The organism is Stenotrophomonas sp. SMYL86 (assembly GCF_036320025.1).
Lineage (GTDB): Bacteria > Pseudomonadota > Gammaproteobacteria > Xanthomonadales > Xanthomonadaceae > Stenotrophomonas > Stenotrophomonas maltophilia_A.
Window position 1 is genome coordinate 127,663 of the sequence record NZ_JAWIRU010000013.1, and the last position, 10,280, is coordinate 137,942.

The 10,280-nt window shown below is 65.1% G+C and carries 5 protein-coding genes; 3 read left to right on the forward strand and 2 right to left on the reverse strand.

What is annotated here, in order from left to right; all coding sequences use genetic code 11:
- The first annotated feature begins 135 nt into the window (after positions 1-135).
- The 3 genes from V3B64_RS15030 to cueR all read left to right on the forward strand — a co-directional run bounded on the left by V3B64_RS15030 (position 136) and on the right by cueR (position 6,235).
- Entirely contained in the window at positions 136-3,093 is a 2,958-nt protein-coding gene (locus tag V3B64_RS15030; protein WP_329893148.1) for a TonB-dependent receptor, read from the forward strand.
- Positions 3,094-3,266: 173 nt separating this feature from the next.
- Positions 3,267-5,768 (forward strand): heavy metal translocating P-type ATPase, encoded by a 2,502-nt coding sequence (locus V3B64_RS15035; RefSeq protein WP_329914391.1) that lies wholly within the window; start codon positions 3,267-3,269, stop codon positions 5,766-5,768.
- Positions 5,769-5,779: 11 nt separating this feature from the next.
- Entirely contained in the window at positions 5,780-6,235 is a 456-nt protein-coding gene (gene cueR / locus V3B64_RS15040; RefSeq protein ID WP_032129957.1) for a Cu(I)-responsive transcriptional regulator, read from the forward strand.
- 79 nt (positions 6,236-6,314) lie between these two features.
- On the opposite strand, the gene V3B64_RS15045 is transcribed toward cueR, so the two are convergent.
- Together V3B64_RS15045 and V3B64_RS15050 are read right to left on the reverse strand one after the other, a co-directional pair.
- Positions 6,315-6,509, reverse strand: coding sequence for a heavy-metal-associated domain-containing protein (locus V3B64_RS15045; protein ID WP_021204511.1), 195 nt, complete (start codon positions 6,507-6,509; stop codon positions 6,315-6,317).
- Between the two features lie 200 nt (positions 6,510-6,709).
- Positions 6,710-9,787, reverse strand: a complete 3,078-nt coding sequence (locus V3B64_RS15050) for a TonB-dependent receptor (protein WP_121503159.1) — start codon at positions 9,785-9,787, stop codon at positions 6,710-6,712.
- Positions 9,788-10,280: the final 493 nt, after the last annotated feature.

The following is a 10,280-nucleotide window of genomic DNA, read 5'->3' on the forward strand; positions in this document are numbered from 1 at the left end:
CAGCTGTGCTTTAGTTTGGATCGATCCACAGGGGAGGGTGTCGGGACGGTCTTGAACCGATCCAGGTGCCCGGATCAGCCGTAGTGCCGCGCCACCACCCGTCCGTGCGTCCACACTTTCGAAGAGCAACCACCCATGGCTCAGATCGTCCGCAAGCGTCGTCACCTGCTGTCCCAGGCCTTGGTCCTGGCCCTGTTGCCCCTGGCGGCCAGCGCGCAGGAGGCCGCCAACTCGTCCACCAAGGATCTCGACGCGGTCACCGTCACCGGTTCGCGCATCAAGCGCGCCAGCGTCGAAGGTCCGGCGCCGGTCAACGTGATCACTGCCGCACAGATCCAGAAGGAAGGCTTCGTCAGCGTGTACGACGCGCTGAAGACACTCACTGAAGCCACCGGCACCGTCGAGGCGGCCTCGCAGTGGGGCTCGCATACGCCCAATGCCAGCGGCCTGAACCTGCGCGGGATGGGCCCGAACCGCTCGCTGCTGCTGGTCAACGGCCGCCGCGTGGCCGACTACCCGCTGCCCTACGGTGGCGAAACCAACTTCTCCAACTACGGCAACATTCCCGCTGCCGCAGTCGAGCGCATCGAAGTACTGACCGGTGGCGCCTCGGCCATCTATGGCTCGGATGCGATCGCCGGCGTGGTCAACGTCATCCTGAAAACCAACTACGACGGCGACGAAGTGCGCGTGCGCGGCGGCACCTCCACCGAAGGCGGGCGCGATACCTGGGACCTGTCCTGGGCCGGCGGCAAGACCGGCGACAACTGGAGCGTGACCTACGCGCTGCAGTACACCAAGCGCGATCCGCTGTTCGGACGTGACCGTCCGCAGATGGACGATGCCGACGATGCGCCGTACCCGTCCTGGAACATGGAACAACGCAAGGTCGGCTTCCGTCCCACCGCCGGCCTGGCGCTGATCGATCCCACCACCGGCCAGCGCCTGGCGCCGCCCACCGGCACCTGCGAGAAGTTCGATGGCGAGTACTACACCGCCGATCGCCTGGTCTACAACTACGCCGCCAACACCATCACCAACACCGGCCGCTTGTGCGGCATGAGCGCCGACTACGCCAACTGGCTGCTCACCGGCGGTGCCGAGAACGTGTCCGGCAACCTGTATGCCACCTTCGATTTCAGCAATGACCTGCAGGCCTGGACCAACCTGGCGGTGTACCGTTCCGAAGCGATCTGGGGCACCAATCCGCCCGGCGTGTCGCTGATCGACGATGACAACGGCTACTACTGGGACGCCAACCGCAACCGCCCGATCCTCGGCGTGCGCCAGTTCACCCCGAACGAGGTGGGCGGCCTGGATACGCTGCGCAACACCAACCGCGAACTGTCCTGGGACTGGAGTGCGGGCCTGCGTGGTCGCCTGGCCGATCGCTTCGACTGGAGCGCCACGGTGGGGCGTTCCTACTACCGCGTTGAAGAGCGGCAGAACGTGGTCGACAAGCAGAAGTCGTACGACTATTTCCTAGGCCCGAAGCTGGGCACTACCGCCGACGGCGAGGCGATCTACGCACTGAACGAATCGCGCTGGTGGAACCCGCTGACGCCGGACCAGTACTGGCAGATGGGCACCGTGGCGAAGAACCGTGCGTCCTCATGGGTCAACCAGGCTTCGGCGGATATCACCGGCGAGTTGTTCCAGGGCTGGGCCGGCCCGATCTCGTTCGCGGCGGTGGCCGAGGTTGCGCAGCAGGGCTATCACCTCAGCCCCGACCCGCGCGCCGGCATCGACTTCGACCTGCAGAACGTCGATCGCGGTGGCGGCGAGCGCACCCGCTATTCGGCCGGCGTCGAGTTCAAGATTCCGCTGCTGGAAAGCGTGACCGCCACTGCGGCCGCGCGCTATGACCGCTATGGCAGCTACAAGGCTGACAACAGCGGCGAAGCGCTGGACATCGGCAGCCAGAAGGAGACCACCTGGAATGTCGGCCTGGAATGGCGCCCGGTGGAGTCGCTGCTGGTGCGCGGCTCCTATGCCACCAGCTTCCATGCGCCGGACATGCACTACCTGCTGGGCCAGCCCAGCAGCTCCGAAGTGCAGACCTATGACCGCCTGCGCTGCATCCAGAGCGGCGCGTACCTGGTCAACAACTGTGGCGTGGGCAATACCGATGTCTGGTACACGTTCGACGTGAACCGGCGCGGCACGCCGCTGCTGCGCTCGGAGACCGGTGATTCGTGGACGGTCGGTTTCGTCTGGGACGTGATGCCCAATCTGTCGGTCAGTGCCGACTACTGGGCAATCAAGCTGGAAGACATGATCGTCGACGTTGGCGCCGACGAGGTGCTGGCCAGCGAAGCGGGCTGCCTGACCGGCAAGAACATGGACGGTACGCCGTGGGCCAATCCGGCCGGTGGCGAGTATTGCGCTGGCATCCTGGCCCGCGTGAACCGTGACAGCAACGGCCGCCTGGTATCGATCGAGCGCGGCCCGTTCAACCTGGCCAGCCGCGAAGTGCGCGGCATCGACCTGACCGCGCGCTATCGCCTGGAAACCGCGCAGTGGGGCAGCTTCCAGCTCGGCCTGAACTACACCAACCAGATCTCAACCAAGGAACAGCGTTACGCCAACGATCCGAACCCGGAGCGTCGTGACCGTGACCTGCGCAGCAAGCTGCGCGCGAGCCTGGCCTGGCAGCGTGGCAATTGGAATGCCAACGTCTATGCCGATCGCATCGGTTCGGTGCCGGGCGTACGCTACCACTGGGGCACCGATCGCCTGAACAATCCTGGCGGCTGCCTGCCGTTCGCCGATGGTTACGTGCCCAGCGACAGCCCGTCGCTCAACTGCCTGGAGCCGGCCACGCGTCCGGACGGCTCGCCGAATCCGAATCCCAATGCCGGCCAGCAGACGGCGCGCTACTACGGGCGGGTCGGGCCGTTCATCACCTGGAACTTCAACGTGGGCTACCAGGTGACCGAGCACGCCAAGGTCAATGTCTACGTCAACAACGCGTTCAACTCGGCCAGCTGGAACCACAAGGACCCGTACAAGCTGGACTACGATTTCGCTCCGACCCGCCTGCTCGGCGCGGTTGGCCGCGAGTTCGCGCTGGAATACGTGTTCACCTTCTGAGGTGGACGGCGGGGGCGTCGGGCCTTGATCCGCAAGGCGCCCCCGTCCGCCCGGTAGATCCACGCCATGCGTGGATGAACCCCTTCATGAACCCCGGGGTGGCTGGATTTGACCTTCCCACGATGGCAAGGTTTAGCCTGTCCGCATCCAGAAGGAACCCCGGGAATCCGATCATGAGCACGCCCCGCGCCACTGCAGTCCCCGCAAGCCCATCCACCATCAGCCTGCCCATCGAGGGCATGACCTGCGCCAGCTGCGTCGGTCGTGTCGAAGCGGCGCTGTCCAAGGTCGAGGGCGTCGGCAGTGTTTCGGTCAATCTGGCCACCGAACGTGCGGATATCCGCGCGTCCGGTCCGGTCGATCGCGCCGCGCTGATCCAGGCGGTGGAGCGGGTGGGTTATGACGTGCCGGCCGGCACCATCGAGCTGGCAGTGGAAGGCATGACCTGTGCCTCCTGCGTCGGCCGCGTCGAGCGCGCGCTGCTGGCGGTACCGGGCGTCAGCCAGGCCAGCGTCAACCTGGCCACGGAGCGTGCGACCGTGCGCGGCGTTGCGGGCGTAGACGCGCTGATAGCGGCCATCGACAAGGTCGGTTATGCCGCCCGTGCCATCGAAGCGGGCGTTCAGTCCGATGACGAAGCGGCGGAAAAGAAGGATGCCGAGCGCGCCGAACTGAAACGCGACCTGATCGTGGCCACCGCAGTTGCACTTCCGGTGTTCGTGCTGGAAATGGGTTCGCACCTGATTCCCGGCATGCACGAATGGGTGATGGCCACCCTCGGCATGCAGACCAGCTGGTACCTGCAGTTCGTACTGACCCTGCTGGTGCTGGCCATTCCCGGCCGCCGTTTCTACCAGAAGGGTTTCCCGGCACTGCTGCGGCTGGCGCCGGACATGAACTCGCTGGTGGCGGTGGGTACCGCCGCAGCGTTCGGTTACTCGGTGGTGGCGACCTTTGCACCGCGGTTGCTGCCGCCGGGCACGGTGAACGTCTACTACGAAGCAGCGGCGGTGATCGTCGCGCTGATCCTGCTCGGCCGCTTCCTTGAGGCGCGCGCGAAGGGCCGTACCTCGGAGGCGATCAAGCGCCTGGTCAACCTGCAGGCCAAGGTCGCGCATGTGATCCGTGACGGCCGCACGATCGAGATCCCGGTCAACGAGGTTCTGAGCGGCGATGTGGTGGAAGTGCGCCCGGGCGAGCGCGTGCCGGTCGATGGCGAGGTGATCGAGGGGCGCAGCTACATCGACGAGTCGATGATCAGTGGCGAACCGATTCCGGTCGAGAAGCAGCCGGGCAGCAGCGTGGTCGGCGGCACGGTCAACCAGAAAGGTGCATTGACCGTGCGTGCCACGGCGGTGGGCGCGCAGACCATGCTGGCGCAGATCATCCGCATGGTCGAACAGGCACAGGGCTCGAAGCTGCCGATCCAGGCGGTGGTCGACAAGGTTACCCTGTGGTTCGTGCCGGCGGTGATGCTGGCCGCACTGGCGACCTTCGCGGTCTGGTTGATCTTCGGCCCATCGCCGGCGCTGAGCTTCGCGCTGGTCAATGCGGTGGCGGTACTGATCATCGCCTGCCCGTGTGCAATGGGCCTGGCCACGCCGACGTCGATCATGGTCGGAACCGGTCGTGGCGCCGAAATGGGCGTGCTGTTCCGCAAGGGTGAAGCGCTGCAGTTGCTGAAGGACGCGCAGGTGGTGGCGGTGGACAAGACCGGCACGCTGACCGAAGGCCGCCCGCGCCTGACCGACCTGGAGATCGCCGACGGCTTCGATCGCGCCACGGTACTGGCCGCGGTGGCTACCGTGGAGTCACGTTCGGAGCATCCGATCGCCCGCGCCATTGTCGATGCAGCCACCGAGCAGGGCCTCGCGCTGCCGTCGATGATTGATTTCGAGTCGGTCACCGGCATGGGCGTACGCGCCAGCGTGGAGGGTGCGCGTGTGGAGGTCGGCGCCGATCGTTTCATGCGCGATCTTGGCGTGGATATCACCGCGTTTGCAGCGCTGGCGGCCGAACTCGGCGCGCAGGGCAAGTCGCCGTTGTACGCGGCCATCGATGGACGCTTGGCAGCGATCATCGCAGTATCCGATCCGATCAAGCCGAGCACGCCGGCCGCGATCGCGGCACTGCACCAGCTGGGCCTGAAGGTGGCGATGATCACCGGCGACAATGCCGGCACCGCGCAGGCGATCGCACGCCAGCTGGGTATCGATGAGGTAGTGGCCGAGGTGCTGCCGGAAGGCAAGGTCGAGGCGGTGCGGCGCCTGAAGGCCACGCATGGCCACGTCGCCTTTGTTGGTGACGGCATCAACGATGCGCCGGCGCTGGCCGAGGCCGATGTTGGCCTGGCGATCGGGACCGGCACCGATATCGCGGTGGAGTCGGCCGATGTGGTGCTGATGTCGGGCAACCTGCAGGGTGTGCCGAATGCCATCGCGCTGTCGAAGGCGACGCTGGGCAACATCCGGCAGAACCTGTTCTGGGCCTTCGCCTACAACACCGCATTGATTCCGGTAGCGGCCGGCGTGCTGTACCCGGTATGGGGTGTGCTGCTGTCGCCGGTGTTCGCCGCCGGTGCGATGGCGCTGTCCAGCGTGTTCGTGCTGGGCAACGCACTGCGCCTGCGCCGCTTCCAGCCGCCGATGGCGGATGCCCCCGCTGCGAGCCACTGAAGGAGAACCGCATGAACATCGGTGAAGCCGCCAAGGCGTCCAGTGTTTCGGCGAAGATGATCCGCTACTACGAACAGATCGGCCTGATTCCTGCGGCCGATCGCACCGAGTCCGGCTACCGGGCATATTCGCAGGCGGACATCCACCGCCTGCGCTTCATTCGGCGGGCGCGCGATCTTGGCTTCCAGGTGGCCGAGATCACCGATCTGCTCGGCCTGTGGAACGACACCTCGCGGCACAGTGCCGACGTCAAGCATCTTGCCGAACAGCACATCGCCGACCTGGAGCAGCGTATCGAAAGCATGCGGCAGATGGCCGACACGCTGAAGTCGTTGATCAGCTGCTGTGCGGGCGATGAGCGCCCGGAATGCCCGATCCTGCAGCGGCTGGGCGAAGACGAAGAGACCCTGGCACCGCCGGAGACCGCGAAGACCGGTGCAGTACGGCGCCGCACGCACAAGCACTGACCTGGCGTTGCATACATGAAAAACCCGCCCGGTGCAGCTGCACCGGGCGGGTTTTTCGTTGCAGGCGCAGGCTAGGGGATCAGGCCGTGCGCGGCGGGAAGCCTGCATCGGTCAGTGCCGCCACGATCTGCGCTTCGCTGGCCGAGGTCTGCACCTGCACGCGACGGCTGGCCGGATCTGCCTGCACGCTGGCCTGCGGATCGACCAGCTCGATCGCCTTGGTCACGCTGCGTGCGCAGCCGCCGCAGGTCATGCCTTCAACGTGGAATTCCATCTGTAGCTCCTTCGGTGCTCTTGGGGTGGCGCCAGTGTGCACCTTCCAACATTGGCAGGGTCAAGCGCAGGGCTGAACCGAAGACAAAGCACCAATGAAAACGGCAGCCACCTGTACCAGCGTGGCTGCCGTGGAGGAACGTCCCCGCCAGGGAGGGGCGTGGGTTGCACCGGGGCGGGCCCGGGCAACCCGGTGTTGCCTTAGAACTTCCAGGTAGCGCCGAAGTACAGCTGGCGGCCTGCGTAGGTATTGGAGATCAGGCGTGCCTTGGTGTCGCTTCCCAGGTGCACGCGCTGCTCGGACTTGGTGGCATTGATCACCGAGGCGGTCAGGGTCCAGTCCGGGGTCAGGTTGTAGGCCACGTTCAGATCCAGCTGGTCATACGGCTCGGTGTAGACGGTGAGGCCATTGTTGAGCCCACCGACCACCTGGCCGCGACGGTTGAACGAGGCGCGCGCGAGGAACTTCTCGTTCTCGTAGAACACCGTCACGTTGGCCTGGTTCTTGGCGCTGCCGACCAGCGGCGAGGAGCCGATTTCCTGCCCGTCCAGAACAATGGAAGCCAGGTTGGTGTCGTTGTAGGTGTAGTTGGCCTGCACGCCGAAGCCGAAATCGAAGGTGTACTGGCCATACAGCTCGACGCCCTGCGAGACACCATCGCGGCCATTGGCCTGGGTCTCGTAGCGCTGCACGTTCACCGCTTCACCGTTGATGACCATCGGCGTGTCGCGCACCACCGGCAAGGTGAAGTTGTCCACGTTCTTGCGGAACAGGCCGACGCCGGCGACCGCGCCCGGCTGGAAGTACCACTCCAGGCCCAGGTCGAACTGGGTGGCCTTGAACGGTTCCAGTTGCTTGTTGCTGCCCTGGCCGACCCAGCCTGCGGTCGATGCGCCACCGGCAACGCGGCGATCATTGACGTACTCTTCGCTGTAGTAGCTCAGTGCGCCCGGTGCTGCGATGTCGGTGTAGCCGGGGCGGGCGATCACCTTCGATGCGGCACCACGCAGCACCAGCGTGTCGGTGATGTCCCAGGCGATATTGAAACTCGGCAGTACGTCAGTGTAGGTGCGATCCACGCCGATCAGGCTGTAGGTCTTGCTCTGCGCCAGATCGTGCGGCAGGCGCACGAAGCCGCTCTCGCAGCTGTAGGTCGGGTAGGCCGCAGCGGCCGGATCGGTGCACGCCATCGGTGCGCCGGACGCGTTGTCCAGGAAGTAGTCGTTGAACTTCTCGATCGAGTCGGAGGACTGCGCGAACTGCTTGGTGCGCACCACGCGCACGCCGACATTGCCGCGCACGCGTTCGGTGCGGAAGTTGGCCTGGAAGTAGCCCGAGTAGATCTTCTCGTTGACGTTGTAGACGAAGTCTTCCTCGGTGCGGTTGTGCGAACCACCGTAGGTCTTGTTCAGGTAATCGATGTAGGCCGGGTAGTTGATGCCCGGGAACACATTGGCATTGAAGCCGCCCGCGATGTTGTTGATCGGATTGGACAGGAAGAAGCCCGGCTGCGCGTCGCCCGCAGTCGGATCGCAGCCACTCTGGTAGCGGCTGTTGTCATAGTCGGCCGGGTCGCGGCCCGGGCACACCCAGTAGGTGTTGCCGGTATTGCGATGGACCTTGCCGTCACGGTACTTGGCGCCGAACTGGATCGAGTCCAGCCAGCCGGACTCGAACAGCTTGGTGACGTCGGCCTGGAAGTAGTTCTGCTTGACCTCGGTGCGCTTCCACGACGAATCGGTCGAGCCGGTGTCGACTTCGGCGGTGCCGTTCATCAACTGCTGCTGCAGGTCGGGCGAGAAGGTGGCCGACGGCGTACCGGTCAGGTCCCAGGCGCTGTACAGGTTGCCCAACAGGTAATCGTTGCCGACCTTGCGGCGCGGCTTGGCCGACATCCGGAAGTTCATCGACGGACCACCTTCGGACCAGGTGCGGCCACCGGTGAACGAGGCCTTCCACAGCGGGCTGATGTCCCAGTCGATGGTCAGGTCAGCGGTCTGCGAGAGTGCCTTTTCCTTGCTGTAGCCACCGGTCAGCTGCGGCGTCGGAACCGTGCAGTCGTCCGGGCCCCAGCCGCCGGGCTTGAGGCCAGCGGCCTTGGCCTGGTCTTCGCTGCAGTAGTAGGTCTTTCCAGCCAGCTTTTCGAACTGGGCGCCGGTAACGGTGTTGCCGCTGGGATCGAAATCCAGGCCGTTGAGCAGGCGGCCGCCGGCCCAGTTTCCATCGCCGTTGAAGCGGGCCATGCTCCATTCCGGAATCTTCAGCATGTTCTGGGTGTAGTCACCCTGCAGCTCGAAGCGGAAGTAGTTGGCCGTCATCGTAACGTTGTCGACGGGCTTGAACTGGAAGGTCAGCTGGCCGCCCTTGCGTTCGCGCTTCTCTTCCTTCACCGCGAAGTTGACCGACGTCGGCATGAAGAAGTCGCTGTAGTTGCCCCCGGTCTGGTTGTTGAAGCCGGACTTGCCCCACCAGTAGTGGATGCCATCCTGCGCCTGCACGTTGCCATAGGCATCGCGCGCCTTGCCGGCGCCGTACCACTGGTAGTCCTCGGTGCTGGCTTCCATGGTGCGGGTGGTGCGCTTCTGCTGCGTCACGCCGATCAGCACGCCGAAACGCTCGTCCTTGCTGTGCCACGAATACAGGGCCGAGGCCTGCGGGTCGATATCGTGGTGGGTATCGGAGGAGGTGCCCTCGAGCGTGACGAAGCCCGAGTTGGACTCCATGTCCAGCGGACGGCGGGTGTGCAGGATGACCGTGCCGCCGATGCCGCCTTCGTCGATGCGGGCTTCCGGCGATTTGAACAGCTCGGCGCTGGACAGCATGTTCGACGGCAACAGGGTGTAGTTGAACGAACGGGTGGCTTCGTCGTTGGTTTCCGACGTGGCCACGTAGTTGCCGTTCAACTGGGTCAGGGTCAGGTCGGGTGCCAGGCCACGCACGCTGACGCTCTTGCCTTCGCCGCCACTGCGGGTGATGACCACGCCGGGCACGCGCTGCAGTGCGTCGGCCACGTTCTTGTCGGGGAACTTGCCGACGTCTTCGGCGGTGATCACTTCGACCACGGCGTTGGCGTCGCGCTTCTGCTCAAGGCTCTTTTCAATGGCGTAGCGGTAGCCGGTGACCTGGACGCTGTCCAGGTTGGTGGCTTCCTGCGAGCCGGTGGAAGCGGCCTGCTGCGCGGCGGCGCCAGCCGGAATGACGGCGGCGGCCAAGGCCAGCGCGATGGCCAGCGCCAGTGCGTCCTGGCCATGCGTACGTGTTGAATGCTTCATTCCCATCTCTCCCTCTCTCCTGGATTGATCCGGTGACGTGGCACGGACAACTTGAATCGATCTAATTTGAAGTGACATTGTCGCTATTGCCATGCAGTGGCAGTAGCACCGTGCGCGTGGCCTGGTACGTCCTGTTGCTGCTCCCCCAACTCCCGGCCATCGCAATGTCGTTCTTGGATCGATCTAAGCGATGGGCGGGCGTTTTTTAGCATGGGTCGCCCGCGGGCGCATGCTGCTCCGCAATATGGTATTGGCGTGGCGAAGGCATGACGGTTTGCTGAAATCAGTGAAATCGTTTTCGTGCGCAGGGGAGGGTGGGGCGGCAGGGCTGCGCCCTGCACCTGCGGTAGTGCCGGCCGCTGGCCGGCAACAGCCAAAGCCAAAGCCAAAGCGGCTCTGGGTTGTCTGTGGTTTGGCGGGGCGGTGTCGGATTGCGGGGACGCCGTGAATCCGTCCCTGGAGGCTTGGCCGCGGCATCCATGCCGCGGACACCCCGCAA